This is a genomic window from Chromobacterium sp. CCUG 30098 (genome assembly GCF_059916605.1).
The window spans coordinates 255,518-272,418 of sequence record NZ_JAUCGS010000004.1 but is presented as its reverse complement, the minus strand read 5'-3'; the positions used below and the strand labels follow the sequence as shown (position 1 = coordinate 272,418).

At 67.5% G+C, this 16,901-nt stretch carries 13 protein-coding genes; 9 read left to right on the top strand and 4 right to left on the bottom strand.

Going from position 1 to position 16,901, the window contains the following annotated elements; translation table 11 throughout:
* Positions 1–16: 16 nt before the first annotated feature.
* From QUG03_RS11660 to QUG03_RS11645, 4 genes are read right to left on the bottom strand one after another with little or no spacing between them, the layout of a single operon-like run.
* Positions 17–3,868 (bottom strand): type VI secretion protein IcmF/TssM N-terminal domain-containing protein, encoded by a 3,852-nt coding sequence (locus QUG03_RS11660; protein WP_500820048.1) that lies wholly within the window; start codon positions 3,866–3,868, stop codon positions 17–19.
* Positions 3,865–4,629 (bottom strand): DotU family type IV/VI secretion system protein, encoded by a 765-nt coding sequence (locus QUG03_RS11655; protein WP_500820047.1) that lies wholly within the window; start codon positions 4,627–4,629, stop codon positions 3,865–3,867. Before QUG03_RS11655 ends, QUG03_RS11660 begins: the two co-directional genes overlap by 4 nt.
* On the bottom strand, positions 4,619–5,965 hold the full coding sequence (tssK, locus tag QUG03_RS11650) for a type VI secretion system baseplate subunit TssK (protein WP_500820130.1): 1,347 nt from the start codon (positions 5,963–5,965) through the stop codon (positions 4,619–4,621). The genes QUG03_RS11655 and tssK overlap by 11 nt, the downstream gene beginning before the upstream one ends.
* 24 nt (positions 5,966–5,989) lie before the next feature.
* Positions 5,990–6,445, bottom strand: a complete 456-nt coding sequence (locus tag QUG03_RS11645) for a hypothetical protein (protein ID WP_227104085.1) — start codon at positions 6,443–6,445, stop codon at positions 5,990–5,992.
* 281 nt (positions 6,446–6,726) lie between these two features.
* Between QUG03_RS11645 and tssB the strand changes: the two genes are divergently transcribed.
* The 9 genes from tssB to QUG03_RS11600 all read left to right on the top strand — a co-directional run bounded on the left by tssB (position 6,727) and on the right by QUG03_RS11600 (position 16,729).
* Positions 6,727–7,272, top strand: coding sequence for a type VI secretion system contractile sheath small subunit (gene tssB, locus QUG03_RS11640; protein WP_081545015.1), 546 nt, complete (start codon positions 6,727–6,729; stop codon positions 7,270–7,272).
* 35 nt (positions 7,273–7,307) lie between these two features.
* Positions 7,308–8,786, top strand: coding sequence for a type VI secretion system contractile sheath large subunit (tssC, locus tag QUG03_RS11635; protein WP_081545014.1), 1,479 nt, complete (start codon positions 7,308–7,310; stop codon positions 8,784–8,786).
* A gap of 65 nt (positions 8,787–8,851) precedes the next feature.
* Positions 8,852–9,349 carry an Hcp family type VI secretion system effector gene (locus QUG03_RS11630; RefSeq protein WP_048409970.1) on the top strand — a complete coding sequence of 166 codons (498 nt, stop codon included), beginning with the start codon at positions 8,852–8,854 and terminating at the stop codon, positions 9,347–9,349.
* Between the two features lie 395 nt (positions 9,350–9,744).
* Complete coding sequence (tssE, locus tag QUG03_RS11625) at positions 9,745–10,212, top strand: type VI secretion system baseplate subunit TssE (protein ID WP_107801837.1); 468 nt, start codon at positions 9,745–9,747, stop codon at positions 10,210–10,212.
* A complete protein-coding gene (gene tssF, locus QUG03_RS11620; protein ID WP_253315697.1) occupies positions 10,212–12,011 on the top strand; it encodes a type VI secretion system baseplate subunit TssF in 1,800 nt (599 codons plus the stop codon). Before tssE ends, tssF begins: the two co-directional genes overlap by 1 nt.
* Entirely contained in the window at positions 11,975–13,024 is a 1,050-nt protein-coding gene (gene tssG, locus QUG03_RS11615; RefSeq protein ID WP_500820046.1) for a type VI secretion system baseplate subunit TssG, read from the top strand. The genes tssF and tssG overlap by 37 nt, the downstream gene beginning before the upstream one ends.
* The gene (gene tssH, locus QUG03_RS11610) at positions 13,021–15,603 is read left to right on the top strand and encodes a type VI secretion system ATPase TssH (RefSeq protein ID WP_500820045.1); all 2,583 of its coding nucleotides are present in this window, start codon (positions 13,021–13,023) and stop codon (positions 15,601–15,603) included. Before tssG ends, tssH begins: the two co-directional genes overlap by 4 nt.
* 11 nt (positions 15,604–15,614) lie before the next feature.
* Complete coding sequence (locus tag QUG03_RS11605) at positions 15,615–16,058, top strand: hypothetical protein (protein ID WP_486635505.1); 444 nt, start codon at positions 15,615–15,617, stop codon at positions 16,056–16,058.
* 218 nt (positions 16,059–16,276) lie between these two features.
* On the top strand, positions 16,277–16,729 hold the full coding sequence (locus QUG03_RS11600; RefSeq protein WP_486635506.1) for a hypothetical protein: 453 nt from the start codon (positions 16,277–16,279) through the stop codon (positions 16,727–16,729).
* Positions 16,730–16,901 lie beyond the last annotated feature (172 nt).

Sequence of the window (16,901 nt, the reverse complement as noted above, 5' to 3'; positions counted from 1 at the left end):
GTGTTCAAAGCGCGCATCAGCTGCCCTCTATCGCGGCCAGCCGCGGATTGGCGGCCGCGCGGAACGGCGACGGCGGCGCGGCGTACGGCAGGCTGGCCACGGCCAGGCCGCTCTTGCCGCCCGGCGCCTGCAAGGTCAGCCGCAAAAACATCTGCGCGTCGCCGTTGCCCAGCAAGGCCGGGTTGCGCACCGGCAGCGCCAGCATCAGGCCCACATCGTTGACGCCTTCCACGCTATTGGTGCGCAGCGGCGAATTGTTCTCGCGCAATAAGCGCAGCAAGCCCCATTGTCCGCCGTAGTTCCAGCTGGCCAGCCGGTCGAACACGGTCAGCCCGCTTTGCGTCGAATCCTCCACCGGCGCCTGTTGCGATTCCTTGGCCCAGCGCAGGGTCGCCGTCACCGGCTGGCCGATGTTCCAGTGCAGGCGCTGGCCGTCGCCGCCGGGGTAGCGCAGGCGCTGGCCGCCGCTGGCCAGCGTCCATTCGATCACCTGGTCCGCCGCCTGTTCGTGTTCGCGGTCGGTGCGCCAGCGCACTTCCACGTCCACGCCCTGCCACGGTCCGCCGCCCTCGCGGGCGAACATCGGGCCCAGCCAGGCGCGCGCCGCCTTGGCCGCGTCCAGGAAGCGCCGCGCCGCCTGGGCCTGGCCAGACTTGAGGTCCTGCAGGCCGGCGGCCGCCAGCCCGCCGCTGTCGTCCATCAGGCGCATGAATTCCGCCACCCGCTCCGGCGCGGCGTCCGGCGCCGCCAGCTTGGCGGCGAAGGGGAAGCGGTTGGCCAGGTATTGATTGAAGAAGGCGCTCAGCTTCTGGTAGGCGGCGGCGCCGGCCTGGGTGCGCAGCGCGCCGCAGCGGTCGCTGGCCAGGCTGACCAGGGTCTGGGCGCGGTCGGAGAAGACGTTGCCGGCGGCCGGCAGCTCCACCTGGTCCAGCACCGCGCGGCAATTGCCCACGTCCATCTCGTTGAAATCCTTGACGATCATGGTTTCCAGCACCGCCGGCGCGCTGTTGGCGGCCTTTTCCTTGTAGTGGCGCAGTTCGACGGCGGCGCTTTGCCAGCGTTGCTGCAATTGCTGGTCGCTGACCGGCAACGAGGATTTGTGCGAGGCCAGCCAGCTCAGCGCCGGCGCCTGGGCCTGGGTCAGATTGCCCACCAGCTCCAGCTGCGCGCCCAGGTATTGCTGCAGCTCGCGCGCGCCGCCGGCGCGGAAGGCGCGGGCACCGGCGTTGCGCGAGCCGTCCCACCAGCGGAAGCTGCCCTGCAGCGGCTGGTACAAGCCCAGCCCTTGCAGGCTGCGCTCCGCGTGGCGCAAGGATTGCAGCGCGCGCCGGTCCATCTCGCGCAGCACGCTGTCGCGGAAGGCGGGCTGGGCCAGTTCGTCCAGCGCCGCCAGCACCGGGGTGGCGGCCTTGGCCTGGGCGTCGAAGGCGTTGCCCTCGTCGATGGAACCGCCGTTCAGGCCAACCGACGGCTCGGCGCGGCGGCTGCTCAGGGCGGCCCACATCGCCCGCGCCGCGCTGTCCTGCAAGGCGCGCTCCAGGCCCTTGCGGTAGGCCGGCGGCATCTGGCCGGCGCTGCCGGCCAGGTATTTCTGGTAGCCGTCGTAATGACGCAGCGCCGCCGTCATCGCGTCGGCGTCCATATTCGCCAGCCCGCCCGCCGTCGGGCCGCTTTCGCCCTGCACCCGCGCGCTGGCGACGAAATCCTGCTTCAGCAGCGAGGCCAGGGTCACGTTCAGCTTGAGCACCTGGTCCTGCAGCTCCAGGCCGCCGGACGGCCCTTGCGCCAGCAGCGCCGAGCTGGCGCCCACGCCGCCCAGCCAGCGCTTGCGGAATTCCTGGCGCGCCACCGCGGAATGGTCCACCACCCGCGCCACCGCGTCCCGCCCTATCAGGCTGGAGCGGCGCGCGCCGTCCAGCATCGCGCTGTAGCCGGGCACCAGGTCCTGGCCGGCGGCGCGGCTCCAGGCGCTGTTGGTGGCGTTGACCAGGCTTTGCAGCAGGCCGATGTGGCCGGCCACGCTGTCCAGTTCCGGCAAGGAGTTGCCTTGGCCGGACTCCAGCATCAGCAGCTGTTTCTGCAATTGCTGGGCGGTGAGGTCAAAGGTCTGATTGGTGTAGAGCTGGCCGAGCCAGGCTTGCATCAGGCCGCTGAAGTGTTCGCCCACCTGCGGCCGGATCTTGGAGAGGTCGATCGGCGCGGCCACCAGTTGATCGCTGGACAGCAGGATGCGGCGCAGATTGTCGCGCTGGGCGTTCTGCGGCGCGCGCAGGCTGAGGCCGAACAGGCCGTTGGCCAGCTCCGCCGCCTCGTCCAGCGTGGTGTTGCCGTCGCGCACCGCGTGGTTGAACTGGTTGACGCGCTGTTCCAGCTTGACCGCGTCGCCGGCCAGTTGCCGCGCCAGCAGATAGGCCGGCCATTTCTCCGGCGCGGCGGTGTCGTCGCTGACGCTGTCCGCGCCGGCCTCGCCCAAGCGCCGCACTTGTTCGGCGTCGCGCAGCAGCCGCTGTTGCAAGGGCAGCATCACCGAGCGGCGCAGCGCGTATTCGATGGTGTCGTCGATGCGGCCGTCCACCGGGGACATCAGCGAGGTGGGCAGCAGCAAGGTGCCGAAACGGCGCGAGGGCGCGTCCTTGAGCGCGCGCCAGAAGGCGGCGACGCTTTGCCGCGCCGCCGCGTCGTTGCCCAGTTCCGGCCGCGGCCCGCCGCGGTCCAGTTGCAGAATGCGCAGCTGGCGGCCCAGCGCGTCGGCGTCGTCGGTGGCCGCGTGCCAGTACCAGCTGATGCCGGCCAGCCACAGGGCGGCGAACAAGCCCATGCCGGCCAGGGTCCAGCGGTGCCAGCGCTGGCGCAGCCGCAGGATGCGCGGCACCGGTTGGGCCAGGCCCTGCTCCGCCAGCACCCGCTGGCGCAGCAGCCGGCCGGCGAACAGGGGCAGCGCCGGCGGCGCGACGGTTTCTTCCAGATCGTCCTGCGGCGCGGCCTGGGCGCCGGTGAAGTAGATGCCGCGCAATTGCGGCGCCTCGCCCAGCGCGTTGCCGCGGAACACCGGATCGCACAACGCCTGCAGATTGGCGCGCACCGCCTCGAAGCTGCGCGGCAGCAGGTACAGATCCGTGGACACGCCGCCTTGCAGGGCGCCGAATTCGGCTATGGTTTCGCTCAGGGTCAGCCGCAGCCGCGTCAAGGCCTGTTCTATCCAGTCGGATTGATAGGCGGCGCTGGCGGCGTAGGGCGAGGACCAGCCCAGCATCGCGTCGCGCGCTTCGCGCGGCAGCGCCTGCGCCAGCTCCAGGAAGCCCGGCGCCTGCTCGGTCTCGGTCACCACCAGATAGATGGGCAGGCTCAGGCCCAGCCGTCTTTGCAGATCGGAAAACTTCTTGGCCGCGGCCAGACCGGCGCTGACCGCCAGGTGCTCGCTCCACAGCTGGCCGGCGGACACGGTCCAGATCAGCGCGTCCAGCGGCCGCGCGGCGCGGCTGCGCAAGAGCACGCCCAAGAGCCGCCGCCAGGCCGACAGCGGCGCCAGCGCGCCTTCCGGATGGCTGAACATATCGTCCGGTATCACCAGCACCGCGCCGTCCCCGCCGTACCACCAGCGGCCGAACCAATTGGCCTCGCCCTCGCTCTTCAGCTGCAGCGAGGCGCACAAGGCCTCCACATTGCGCACCCGGTCGCCCACCGCCAGCACCCAGGGGGTCTGGTAGCGGTCTTCCGCGCCGATCTCGCGCTCAAAGCGGCGCACCGAGCCGCGGAAGCTGCGCCGCGCCGGATCGGCCTCGCGCCGCAGCCACCAGATCAGCGCCGCCAGCGCCAGCAGGATCAACAGGGTCAGCAGCACAATGCCGGCTAGGGTCTGTATCGTCATTTGCTCTGCCCGTCCCCGTCCGCCCCGCGGTACAGCATGGGCTCCACCCGCGACACGATGTCGTGCCAGAAGGCGTGCCCCACCACCGACATGCCCACCAGGATGGCGGCCACGCCCACGGCCAGCCGGAAGCCGTCCGGCAGCATGCGCCGCACCGTCAGCCGCAGCGGCGGCACATTGCTGCTGCGCTCCAGCGCCGGCGCCAGGCTGCGGATGTCGGCGTCGCGCTGGTAGGCGAAGGCGAACAGCTCGCGCCGCCATTCCTCGTGCTGGGCCAGCCCGCCCGGCCCGCGCAGCCGGCCGTAGAAACCCAGGGTCAGCGTTTGCAGGCAGACATTGGCCAGATCGCGCCCGGCCGGATCGCGCTCGCGCAAGACCCGCTCGATCAGCGCCGGCACCTTGTCGCCGGCGGCGCGGCTGCCGAACAGCCGCTGCTCCAGCGGCGTGGCCTGCCACAGGCTCTGCCCCGGCCAGTCGTCGAACAACAGCCGCTCGTCTATCAGCGCGACGAACAGATACTGCAAGGCCTCGATCTGGCTCTGCCCGGCCGCGCCCACGCGCGCGCCGGCGGCGCGGCTCAAGCGCCGCGCCAGCAGCCCGCCCTGCTCGGCCGCCAGTTCGGCGGCGGCTTCGGCCTTGTGGCCGCCGCCGGCCAGTTCCCGGAACACTTGCAGCCATTCGGCGTAAGCGTCTTCGAAAGTGGCGCTCAGCGGCGCTTGCGCCAGCGCCCCCAGCGGCTGGGACAGCGCGCTATCCAGCATGGCGTTCTCCCTCGGCGTCCTCGCGCGGGTCCGCGACGAAGAGCAGCGCCTCCCACGGCTCCAGCGCCGCGCCGCCGGCCGGCAGCGTCATCCTCAGCGGCTGATCCGCTTGCAGCCAATCGCCGTTGGCCAGCACGGCGAACAGCCGGGTGTCGTCGCCCACGCTGTAAGCCACTTGTTCGGCGCGGTCCAGCGGCTGGAAGGACAAGCCGCGCATGCGCTGGCGCGCCAGCGTGGCCACATGGGATTCGGAGGCGATGATGGCCTGGCCCAGCCATTGCTGGGCGGCGGAATCCGGTGCGCCGCCGGGCATGCGCAGGCCCACGATCAAGCGCCCGCTATCGCGCGCGGCCTCCGGCAAGACGATCCAGAAACCTTCTTCGTCGCGGTTGAACGGCAGGCTGCGGTAACCGGCGCGCACCCGGTCCAGCGCGGCGGACAGCCAGTTCAGCAGCGGCTCGTAGCTGGCCAGCAGTTCCTGGTAATTGAAAGCCGGGAACACCGGCGCGCCGGCGCCCGGGTCCAGCGCGGTCAGCGAGCCGGCCATGCCGGCCAGCAGGCCGAACAGGGCGGCCGGATGGGCGGCGCGGCTGCCCAGCGCGGCTTCCGTCTCCGGCAGCCGCGCCCACAGCGCCGCCAGCTGGCGGCGGATTTCGTCGATATCGTCGTCCTTGCCGGCCTCCTTGGCCTGGCGCAGACGTCCGCTGAGGAAGACGCATTTTTCGCGCGCCTTGGCGCACAGCGCCGCCACCTTGCGCCCCAGCAGGCTGTCCGGCAGCAGCCGCGGCGACGGCGGCGCGTAGGCGCGGCGGGCAAAGCCGCCGCCTTGCTGGGCGATGCGCAACAGCGGCAGGCAGATCATGTCGGCGCGTTCGGCCTCGGTGACCAGGCGGATGTCCGGCCGCCACAGCGTCAGGCTGGCCGGGTTCTCCCCGCTGCTCAAATCCGGCACCGCCTCGCTGTTTTCCGAGCGGAAACGCCCGGCGGCCGGGTCCAGCCGGCCGGCGCGCCACAGGGGCGGCAAAGCCAGGTAAACCGTCACCGTGCGGCCCGGCGCCTCCGCCGCGGCCGCCGTCACGTCGCAGCTGAGCGCCGCGCCGTCGCCGGCGTCGAAGCGCAGCGGCAAGCCGTCCGGCAACACCGCCTCCAGCGCGGACACCCGCGCCACGCCGCCGGCCAGCGCCGCCTCGTCCAGCTCCAGCTCCAGCACGCCCCAATACAGCGGCTGGGCCGCCGCCGCCAGCGCCGCGGACACCCCGTCCGCCCTCAGCGCCTGCCATTGAAAATGCTGGGGCAGCAACTGCATCCCCTCGTACCAACACACCGCCTGTGGCACTGCTTTCAAACCGCTCTCCCCCCGCTACGGCTCCATCAGCCGCATATTCTTGCTTTCAAAGCGCAGCCAGACCTTCTTGCGCGCGTCCAGGCTCAGCCGGTGCATGCCCGGTCCGGCGTAGCTGGCGTACACCAGCAGGCCGGCCGCGGATTCGCCCCGTATCGGCACGTCCTCGGTTTCCAGATGCTGGCCCGGCACCAGCTCCAGCTCCCACACCTTGAGATCCGCCGGGTAGTCGCGCAGCAGCTGCTCGCGCTGCTCAAACCACTTGGCCGCCGGCAGCCCCAGCAGCAGCTTGTACAGCTCCGGGTCCTTGGCGGCGACGAAGTCCACCGCCAGCGGCGTGTCGTCGTTGGCCATGCTGACCACGTCCAGCGTGGCCGCCTGCAATTTGACCGAGGGGCCGAAGCCCAGCGACGAGCACCCGCCCAAGCCCAAAGCCAAAGCGCAGAACAGCCCAGCCAGATACCCGTTGCGCATCCGCATCACCCCGACGCCATTATCCATTGCAAATAATATTGGCAAAAAAACGCCGACAGTTCTATAGGAATTGTTAAGCCATGGTCATTGAAAAATGCAAGTTGCAAGCATTTGTCAGCAAAAAGGGCTTCCATGCGGCGGCTTGAGCCGGCTTCAATGGAAAAGAACGACCAGGCCCGGCCGGGCAACAATGGTCTGACAATCATGCAGTTTCGCCCAAGCGGACCGGATACGCGGCCCGCCGTCGGCGTCCCCAGCTTCCCAACCGATCGAGGTCTGTTATGGCAGAGAGCACACAGCACAAGCTGGACCGGATTCGTCCGCCCCGCGTGCAAATCACGTATGACGTGGAAATCGGCAACGCCCTGGAAAAACGGGAGCTGCCGCTGGTGGTAGGCATCATGGCGGACCTGGCCGGCAAGCAGGAGCAGCCGCTGCCCAAGCTCAGCGAGCGCCGCTTCGTGGAGATAGACCGCGACAACTTCAACGCCGTGCTGGCCTCGCTGACGCCGCGCGTCACCGCCCAGGTGGACAACGCGCTGTCCGACGACGGCAGCAAGCTCAATGTGGAGCTGAAGTTCAACCACTTCGACGACTTCGACCCGGTCAACATCGTCAAGCAAGTCACCCCGCTGCGCCGGCTGTACGAAGCGCGCCAGAAGCTGCGCGACCTGCTGACCAAGCTGGACGGCAACGACGAACTGGACAAGCTCTTGCAGGACGTGGTGGCCAACACCGAGGAACTGCAAAAGATCAAGAGCGCCCGCCCGGAGGCCCCGGCCGCCGCGGAAGCCGCGCCGGCGCCGGACGCGCCGCCGGCCGCCTGACGCCCCGCCCGACCCCCTGATACCGGAGACATCTCATGGCTAAGACCCAAGCCGAAGCGCCCAGCGGCGACGCCGCCTCGCTGTCGCTGCTGGACCGCATCATCCAGGAAGGCCGCATGGCCCACGACGACATCCAGCAGGAGTACGCCAAGGACCTGCTGTCCGAATTCGCCACCCAGGTGTTGGACGAAGGCATGGCCATCGACAAAGACACCGTGGCCATGATCAACCACCGCATCGCCATCATCGACCAATTGCTGAGCAAGCAGCTCAACAACATCCTGCACCACCCGGACGTGCAGAAGATGGAAGCCTCCTGGCGCGGCCTGCACTTCCTGGTGATGAACACTGAAACCAGCAGCCGCCTGAAGCTGCGCCTGCTCAACGCCACCAAGGACGAGCTGCAGAACGATCTGGAAAAAGCGGTGGAATTCGACCAGAGCGCGCTGTTCAAGAAGATTTACGAGGAAGAGTACGGCACCTTCGGCGGCCACCCCATCAGCCTGCTGATCGGCGATTACGAGTTTGGCCGCCATCCGCAGGACGTGGCGCTGCTGGAAAAGCTGTCCAATGTGGCCGCCGCCGCGCACGCGCCGCTGATCTCCGCCGCCAGCCCGCGCCTGTTCGACATGAGCAGCTTCACCGAACTGGCGGTGCCGCGCGACCTGTCCAAGGCTTTTGAAAGCGCCGAGCTGATCAAATGGCGCTCCTTCCGCGCCAGCGAGGACTCCCGCTACGTCAGCCTGGTGCTGCCGCACATCCTGCTGCGCCTGCCCTACGGCCCGGACACCAAGCCCACCGAGGGCATGAACTACGTGGAAGACGTCAACGGCACCGACCACGGCAAATACCTGTGGGGCAACGCCGCCTACGCGCTGGGCCAGCGCATCACCGACGCCTTCGCCAAATACGGCTGGTGCGCGGCCATCCGCGGCGTGGAAGGCGGCGGCGCGGTGGAAGGCCTGCCGGCCCACACCTTCGGCACCGTGTCCGGCGACATCGCGCTCAAATGCCCGACCGAGATCGCCATCACCGACCGCCGCGAGAAAGAACTGGACGGCCTGGGCTTCATCGCGCTGTGTCACAAGAAAAACACCGATCTGGCGGTGTTCTTCGGCGGCCAGAGCGCCAACCAGCCCAAGGTCTACAACACCAACGCCGCCAACGCCAACGCGCGCATCTCCGCGATGCTGCCCTATGTGCTGGCCGCCTCGCGCTTCGCCCACTACATCAAGGTGATCATGCGCGACAAGATCGGCAGCTTCCTGACCCGCGACAATGTGGAAACCTATCTGAACAACTGGATAGCGGACTACGTGCTGGTCAACGACAACGCGCCGCAGGAAGTGAAGGCCCAGTACCCGCTGCGCGAAGCGCGGGTGGACGTGACCGAAGTGCCGGGCAAGCCCGGCGCCTACCGCGCCACCGTCTTCCTGCGCCCGCACTTCCAGCTGGAAGAGCTGACCGCGTCCATCCGCCTGGTGGCGGAGCTGCCGCCGCCGGCCGCCGCCTGACGCCACACCAAGGGCCCGCCGCGCGGCGGGCCCAATACTTCTCATAACACGGAGAACACATAGCAATGGACGCCATCATTCTGGACCTGGGCAGCGACATCAAGGGCGAGTGCAAGCTGGAAGGCTACACCGACAAGATCGAAGTGCTGTCCTACAGCCACAACGTGGCCATGCAGGTGACCAACGACGTCAGCAACACCGAACGCACCTCCGGCAAGCCGCATATCGGCGAATTCAGCCTGACCAAGTTCACCGACAAATCCACGCCGGAACTCAACGCCTACTGCTGCCAGGGCAAGAACATCCCCGAGGTCAAGATCACCATCGGCCGCAACGCGGCGGACAGCAGCGGCAAGGTGCTGCCCTACATCGTCTACACCCTGACCAACGCCATCCTGTCCAACGTCAGCGTCAGCGGCGGCACCGGCGGCAAGCCGGTGGAAAACCTCTCGCTCAACTTCACCAAGATCAAGTGGGAGCTGACCACCCAGAAAGACACCGGCGCCAAGGACGGCAACGCCGCCGCGGTGTGGGACCTGGCCGCCAACAAGTACTCCAAATAAGTCGATTGAATCCGCCGCGGAAGCCCATAAGCACAGCGGGCGTTCCGGGGTCTTTTGGCCACGGCAGCACACGGAAGAACACGGACAAACCCAAAGGAAGCATCGGGCTTGCATGGACTTCATGACCACGGGTGTTGTCTTGTTCCGTGCTTTCCGTGCGCTTCCGTGGCAAAGAAGATTTTTTCGTGTCTTTAACGTGGGTTTTGTGGCTTAGCCACGGAAAAACACGGACAAACCCAAAGGCGGCGCCTGGCTTGCGTGAGCGATGACCACGGCTGTTGTCTTGTTCCGTGTTTTCCGTGCGCTTCCGTGGCAAGAAAGATTTCTTTCCTGTCTTTACGTGGGTTTCGGGGCCAAGCGTTTTTCCATGGCCCATGCACTTTTAGGATACCGCGATGCGCCAAGCCGCCCAGTTTCGCCCGGGTCTGTTCGAACTGCTGGCCGACGCCGAACCGCGCCAGCGGCTGGAGGCCGAGCCGCTGCTGCGGGTGGACCGCCGCCGGCTGCAAGAATCGGTGCGGGCGGAACTGGCGCGGCTGCTGTCCAGCCGCCGCGCGGCACAGCCCTACCTGGCCGAACTCAGCGTCATCGACTACGGCGTGGCGGACTGGAGCGCGCTGCACCCGGAGCGCGCCGAAGACCGCCAGCGGCTGGCGCGCGAGATCCGCCAGGCGATACGCAGCTTCGAACCCCGGCTGGCCGCGCCGCGCGTCAGCGTGGACACCGTGCCGGGCCGCGGCCTGCTCCTCAGCGTGCGCATAGACGGCGAACTCCAGGCCGAGGGCAGCCGCTGGCCGGCCGCCTTCGTCGCCGAGCTGGACCCGTCCGGCGCGCGGCTGACCGCCTGCGAGGACGCCGGCTGATGGAATCGCTGGACCCGCGCCTGCTGGACTACTACCAACGCGAACTCGCCTACCTGCGCCACGCCGGCGGCGAATTCGCCCAACGCTACCCCAAGGTGGCCCACCGCCTGCAACTGAGCGACGGCGAATGCCCGGACCCGCAAGTGGAACGGCTGCTGGAAGGCTTCGCCCTGCTGTGCGCTCGCCTGCAACGCCGGCTGGACGACGACTACTCCGAACTCACCGACGCGCTGCTGGAACAGCTCTACCCGCACGCGCTGCGGCCCATGCCCTCCTGCGCCATCGCCCGCTTCGAACCGGACCCGGACAAGGGCAAGCTGGACGCCGGCTACCGCATCGAGCGCGGCACCCCGCTGTTCGTGGCCACCACCGCCGGCGACAGCCTGCGCTTTCGCACCAGCGCCGCCGTCACCCTGTGGCCGCTGCGGCTCGCCGCCGCCAGCCTGCTGACCGAGGACGAAGCCCAGGCCGCCAGCGGCCTGGCCCAGGCGCGCGCCGCCCTGGTGCTGCGGCTGGAGAAACTGGGGCCGGAACCGCTGGGCGCGCTGCCGCTGAACAGCCTGCGCATCCACCTGGCCGGCTCCCCGCTCAACGCCGCCGCGCTCTACGACCTGCTGTCCGCCCACAGCCTGCAAATCAGCTGCCGGCTGCCGGAGCGGCCCGGCCTCGCGCCCTCCATCCGCCCCGGCGCGCTGCCGCGCGCCTGCGGCTTTGGCGCCGACGAAGCGCTGCTGCCGGCCGAAGACGGCGTGCATCCGGCACACGCGCTGCTGGCCGAATACTTCGCCTGCCCGGAAAAATTCGCCTTCTTCGACCTGCCGCTGAGCCTGCCGCGCCAGGCGGAACGGCAGCTGGAAATCGTCATCGCCTTTGAGCGCGCGCCGGCCGGCCGCCTGGGCATCCAGCACGGCGACATCGCGCTGGGCTGCGCGCCGGTGATCAATCTGTTTCCGCACACCTCGGAGCCGCTGCGCCCGGACGGCAGCCGCAGCGAATACCTGCTGGTGGCCGACGCCCACCGCGACCACAGCGTGGAAATCCACTCCATCCGCCAGCTGCGCGCCGCCGGCCCGGACGGCGCGCGCCGCATCGCCCCCTATTTCGCCTGCAGCCACGGCGAGGGCGGCGACGGCCGCTACTGGCACGCGCGCCGCGTGCGCGGCCTCAACCGCCTGCGCCCCGGCAGCGACATGCTGCTCACCCTGGTGGACGCCGATTTCGACCCGCTGGCCGCCAGCGAGCTCAGCCTCACCGCCGAGCTGCTGTGCACCAACCGCCACCTGGCCGAGCAACTGCCGGCCGGCGCGCCGCTGATGTTCGAACTGCCCGGCCCGGTGGGCCAGGCGCGGCTGCTGCGCCCGCCGCGGCCGCAAACCGAAGCCGCGCTGGACGGCGCCTCGCGCTGGAAACTGGTGTCCCAGCTCAGCCTCAACCACCTGTCGCTGAGCGAAGGCCCGCAAGCGCTGGCCGCGCTGCGCGAAATGCTGGCGCTGCACAATCTGGGCGAACAGCCGGCCGCGCGCCGCCAGATCGAAGGCATCGTCGCGCTTGGCAGCGAACGCATCGTCGACCACGTCGGCGCCGACGCCTGGCGCGGCTGGCGCAACGGCCTGCTGCTGACGCTGGAGCTGGACCCGGCCTGCTTCGCCGGCGGCAGCCGCGTGCTGTTCGCCGCCGTGCTCGCCCACTTCTTCGCCCTCTACGCCCACGCCAACCGCTTCGTGCGCACCCGACTCGTCCACCAGCAACAGGAGATCCAGACATGGCAGCCCCCGCCCGGCCCCAGCCTGGTTCTGTAGCCGAGCGGCTGCTGACGCGGCCGCAGGGCTTTGAATTCGCCCAGGCGGTGATGCTGCTGGAACGGCTAACGCCGCAAGCCGCGCCGCTGGGCCAGGGCGCGGACCCGGCGCGCGAGGCGCTGCGGCTGCGCGGCCCGCTGCTGCCCGCCTTCGCCGCCAGCGAACTGAGCGCGCTGGAACCGGGCGCGCTGGGCGGCGACGCGCAAGACGGCCAGCCGGCGCTCGATGTCGAATCCTTCGGCCTGGGCGGCCCGGACGGCCCGCTGCCCTACGCCTACCAGGAATGGCTGCAACAGCGCCGCCAGGACAAAGACCACGCGCCGGCGGAATTCCTGCAACTGTTCCAACACCGGCTGCTGGCCCTGCTCTACCGCGCCCAGCGCAAATACCGGCTGGCGCCCAGCTTCGCCGCGCCGCGGCTCAGCCCGGCGCGGCCGCTGCTGCTCAGCCTGTGCGGCCTGCTGCCCGCCGGCCTGCAACAACGCCAGGCGGTGCCGGACGCCGCGCTGCTGGCCCGCGCCGCCCTGCTGGCGGACCGCCGCCGCTCGCTGGCCGGCTTCGCCGCCTTGGCCAGCCGCCACCTGACCGCGCCGGTGCAAGCCAGCCCCTACGCCGGCGGCTGGCGCGAGATCCCGCCGGCCAGCCGCACCAGCATCGGCTCCCACGGCCGCAACGCCGCGCTGGGCCAGGGCGCGCTGGCCGGCCGCCGCGCCTGGGACGAACACGCCGGCATCCGCCTGACCGTGGGCCCGCTGGACCCGGCCGGCTACCGCGCCTTCCTGCCCGGCGGCGAACGCCACCGCGCGCTGGCCGCGCTGGCGGACTTCTACTTCGGCCCGGACCTGGACATCCAGCTCAGCCTGCTGTGGCAAGCGCCGGCCGCCGCGCTCAAACTGCAAGCCCGCGCCGCGCCGCGGCTGAGCTGGGACAGCTGGCTGGGCGGCCCCGGCGGAGCGCGACAGCTGGACACCCGGCTGCAACGGCCGCCCCCGGCCGGCGAGGACCCGGCATGAGCGCCGAACTGTCCGAACTGGTGGCCCGCCTCAACCCCAGCTGCCGCAAGGCGCTGGAGCTGGCCGCCCAGCGCTGCCTGCAACAAAGCCACTACTACGTGGAAATCGAACACGTGCTGCTGGAGCTGCTGGAACTGCCCAACGGCGACCTGCCGCTGCTGCTGCCCAAGCTGGGCCTGAGCACAGACCAACTGAGCGCGGAGCTGCGCCGCAGCCTGGACCAGTTCAAGCGCGGCGAAACCCGCGCCCCGGCCTTCTCCAGCCACACCGTGGCCTGGCTCAAGGAAGCGCTGCTGCTGGCCACGCTGCGCCAGCAGGCCAGCATCCGCTCCGGCCTGCTGCTGCTCACCCTGCTGGAGCGCGACGAGCTGCGCAATCTGCTGCTGATCGGCGCGCCCTGCCTGCTGCGCGCGCCGCGCCAGCCGCTGAGCGAACAACTGGACGCCTGGGCCGCCGCCTCGCGCGAAGCCCCGTCCGCCGCCGCGGCGGAACCGGCCGGCGCGCTGGCGCGCTTCACCCACGACCTGGTGGCCGACGCCCGCGCCGGCCGCATCGACCCCATCGTCGGCCGCGACGGCGAAATCCGCCAATGCCTGGACATCCTGCTGCGCCGCCGCCAGAACAACCCCATCCTGGTGGGCGCGCCCGGCGTGGGCAAAACCGCGGTGGCGGAAGGCCTGGCGCTGCGCATCGCCCACGAGGAAGTGCCGCCGGCGCTGGCCGGCGTCGGCCTGCTGGCGCTGGACCTGGGCCTGCTGCAAGCCGGCGCCGGGCTCAAAGGCGAGTTCGAACAAAGGCTGCAAAGCGTGATGGACGACATCCGCGCCGCCGCCCGGCCCATCATCCTGTTCATCGACGAAGCCCACACCCTGGTGGGCGCCGGCGCGGCCGAGGGCCACAGCGACGCCGCCAACCTGCTCAAGCCGGCGCTGGCGCGCGGCGAACTGCGCACCGTGGCCGCCACCACCTGGCAGGAATACAAGAAATACTTCGAACGCGACCCGGCGCTGGCGCGGCGCTTCCAGCCGGTGCAAGTGGAAGAACCGGACGAAGACCGCGCCGTGGCCATGCTGCGCGGCGTCGCCGCCCGGCTGGAACAACACCACGGCGTGCGCATCCTGGACGCCGCCATCCACGACGCGGTCAAGCTGTCCCACCGCTACATCTCCGGCCGCCAGCTGCCGGACAAGGCCATCAGCGTGCTGGACACCGCCTGCGCCCGCGTGGCGCTGGCCCAGCACGACCAGCCGCCGCAGCTGGAAAACCTGCGCCACCGCCAGGCCATGCTGGACGAGGAACTGGAGCGGCTGCTGAACGAACAGGCCACCGGCCTGGACCACGCCGCCCGCATCGCCGCGCTGCGCCAAGACAGCGCGCGCCAGCTGCAAGCCATGCGCGAACTGACCGTGCGCTGGCAGGACGAATTGCGCGCGGTGCGCGAAATCCTGCGCACCCGCCAGCAACTGCTGGACTTCCTGGCCAACGAACCCGAGCTGCCCGCCGGCGAACCGCCGCTGCTGCTGGAAGAAGCGGAAGACGAGACCGCGACCGCCGACGAGGACGAAGCCGCGGACCCGGCGCTGCGGCTGGCGGAACAACTGGCGCGGCTGGAAGCCGGCCTGGACGCGCTGCGCCAGGACGACCCCCTGGTGCCGGAGCATGTGGATTCCAAGGCCGTGGCCGCCGTCATCGCCGGCTGGACCGGCATCCCGGTGGGCAAGATGCTGGCCGACGAAGCCTACGCCATCCGCACCCTGGCCCAGCGCATGGGCCAGCGCGTGATCGGCCAGCAAGCCGCTCTGGGCAAGATCGCCCAACGCATCCAGGCCTACCGCGCCGGCCTGACCGACCCCGGCAAACCGGTGGGCGTGTTCCTGCTGCTCGGCCCCACCGGCGTGGGCAAAACCGAAACCGCCTACGCGCTGGCCGACGCCCTCTACGGCGGCGAACGCAATCTGATCGTGGTCAACCTGGCGGAATACCAGGAAGCCCACAGCGTCAGCCAACTCAAGGGCGCGCCGCCCGGCTACGTCGGCTACGGCCAGGGCGGCGTGCTGACTGAAGCGGTGCGGCGCAAGCCCTACAGCGTGGTGCTGCTGGACGAAGTCGAAAAAGCCCACCCGGACGTGCTGGAAGCCTTCTACAACGTGTTCGACAAAGGCCAGATGGAAGACGGCACCGGCCTGACGGTGGACTTCAACAACACCATCATCCTGGCCACCAGCAATGTGGGGGCGGAGCTATTGCAAACCACGCCAGGCGAACAACTCGCCACCCAGCAGTTCGACGAACGCCTGCGCAAAACGCTGTTACAAGCCTTCCGCCCCGCCTTCCTCGCCCGCATGACCGTGGTGCCCTATCCGCCATTGGCGGAACGCACATTGGAAAACATCGTGATCAATAAGCTGGAAAAACTGCAAGCCCGCTATAAGGCGGCGACAGGGAAACAATTCGACTTCGACCCGGCCATTGTGAAAGCGGTTTTGGCTAAATGCAGCTCTGCCGGCGCGCGGGATATCGAGAACGTGTTGATGGCGCAGGTGACGGGGAAGTTGGCGGAGTGGGTGTTGGAACCCTAGGAGATATGCACATGAACTTACTCAGAGGACTGAATAGTTACGCTGAAGCTGTGGCAATACTGACCTACAAAACTGCTGGCGGGTTCGCCCCCATACCCAATGAAGTTCCAGCCAAGCCGCCTAAGGACGCCTGTGATGTACAAAAAGGAACCGATGGCGAAACCCGTTACTCCCAAGACTCCGCCTGGATCTACTTTATGCAGAAGAATCACACAGGAGACAACGCGATAGTTGAATACACCACGAACCCAAACATGGCGAATCAGTTTAGTCGTCCGCTTACGATTGGCATCGAGATAGCAGATGCATGGTGCTATTCATGCGAAAAAGACTCATTTGAAAGTGGAGTAATGATTTTTCGAAGAGCCCCATTTATAAAAATACACGGCCTCATGATCAGCAAGCCCCAAATGCATGCTAGTCGTTCGGAAAAAGACACAATTTTCTTTACGTAGCTAGTGCAGTTGGCCTCGATGGCACAGATAGATATTTCTCACTTATGAGACAAACCAATGCCTCACCCTATCGACACTAAAGCTACCCTACCCGCCCCTTTGACTATCAAGAACAGGCTATTTAGATAGAAACAGCAAGGGCAATGAAGGCTTTTTATTTATCCACGAACACTGACCAGTGAAATACAATTCACCAACATTTTTCTAGAAAGAACAACATGGATGATGACTTCTTTTTTTCAGGCATAGGTAGTACGCGCGAAAAAAATTCTACACTTCTTAAGGCTAAGCAGTCACGCTACCATGCAATAAAAGAAGTGCCCATAAACAAAATACAACTACGAGGAGACTCCTACACAACCGGCGTTCATCATGAGCTAATGATTTTTCTAGAAAATTCAATAAATATAAGGGTATCAAGAACAAATGGGGAGGACACCCTTCAATTAGATGCTATAGATACAGGGAAATATGCAAAAAATGTACTACATGAAAAGAAAATAACCGACAAAAAAATAAACACAAAAACCGTTTTTATTGCATTTTCAGAAACAAAAAATGCTAGACCATACTACGACCAAGCAGATTGCCAAACCTTTGCGGCAGAAGTCTACAAAAAAATAACCGGAGAATCGCTCAACTCGAATTTAGGTGACGATGACTTCATTTAAGACGAGCCAACTATGCCAACTCAAATTAAGATAGAACACAAAAGAAGCTCCTGTGCTAGAGGCGGACATATACTCACCACCAAGAACCTGAAATACGCTCCACTCAATTTATTTATTTTTATAGCCTACGGAAATACTAAGGGCCGTAGGTTGGGCTAAATGCAATGAAGCC

Excerpts from the sequence above, each read along its gene's own strand:
- QUG03_RS11660 (WP_500820048.1), bottom strand. The coding sequence starts at position 3,868 with ATGACGATACAGACCCTAGCCGGCATTGTGCTGCTGACCCTGTTGATC.
- QUG03_RS11655 (WP_500820047.1), bottom strand. The coding sequence starts at position 4,629 with ATGCTGGATAGCGCGCTGTCCCAGCCGCTGGGGGCGCTGGCGCAAGCG.
- QUG03_RS11645 (WP_227104085.1), bottom strand. The coding sequence starts at position 6,445 with ATGCGCAACGGGTATCTGGCTGGGCTGTTCTGCGCTTTGGCTTTGGGC.
- tssB (WP_081545015.1), top strand. The coding sequence starts at position 6,727 with ATGGCAGAGAGCACACAGCACAAGCTGGACCGGATTCGTCCGCCCCGC.
- tssC (WP_081545014.1), top strand. The coding sequence starts at position 7,308 with ATGGCTAAGACCCAAGCCGAAGCGCCCAGCGGCGACGCCGCCTCGCTG.
- QUG03_RS11630 (WP_048409970.1), top strand. The coding sequence starts at position 8,852 with ATGGACGCCATCATTCTGGACCTGGGCAGCGACATCAAGGGCGAGTGC.
- tssE (WP_107801837.1), top strand. The coding sequence starts at position 9,745 with ATGCGCCAAGCCGCCCAGTTTCGCCCGGGTCTGTTCGAACTGCTGGCC.
- tssF (WP_253315697.1), top strand. The coding sequence starts at position 10,212 with ATGGAATCGCTGGACCCGCGCCTGCTGGACTACTACCAACGCGAACTC.
- tssG (WP_500820046.1), top strand. The coding sequence starts at position 11,975 with ATGGCAGCCCCCGCCCGGCCCCAGCCTGGTTCTGTAGCCGAGCGGCTG.
- tssH (WP_500820045.1), top strand. The coding sequence starts at position 13,021 with ATGAGCGCCGAACTGTCCGAACTGGTGGCCCGCCTCAACCCCAGCTGC.
- QUG03_RS11605 (WP_486635505.1), top strand. The coding sequence starts at position 15,615 with ATGAACTTACTCAGAGGACTGAATAGTTACGCTGAAGCTGTGGCAATA.
- QUG03_RS11600 (WP_486635506.1), top strand. The coding sequence starts at position 16,277 with ATGGATGATGACTTCTTTTTTTCAGGCATAGGTAGTACGCGCGAAAAA.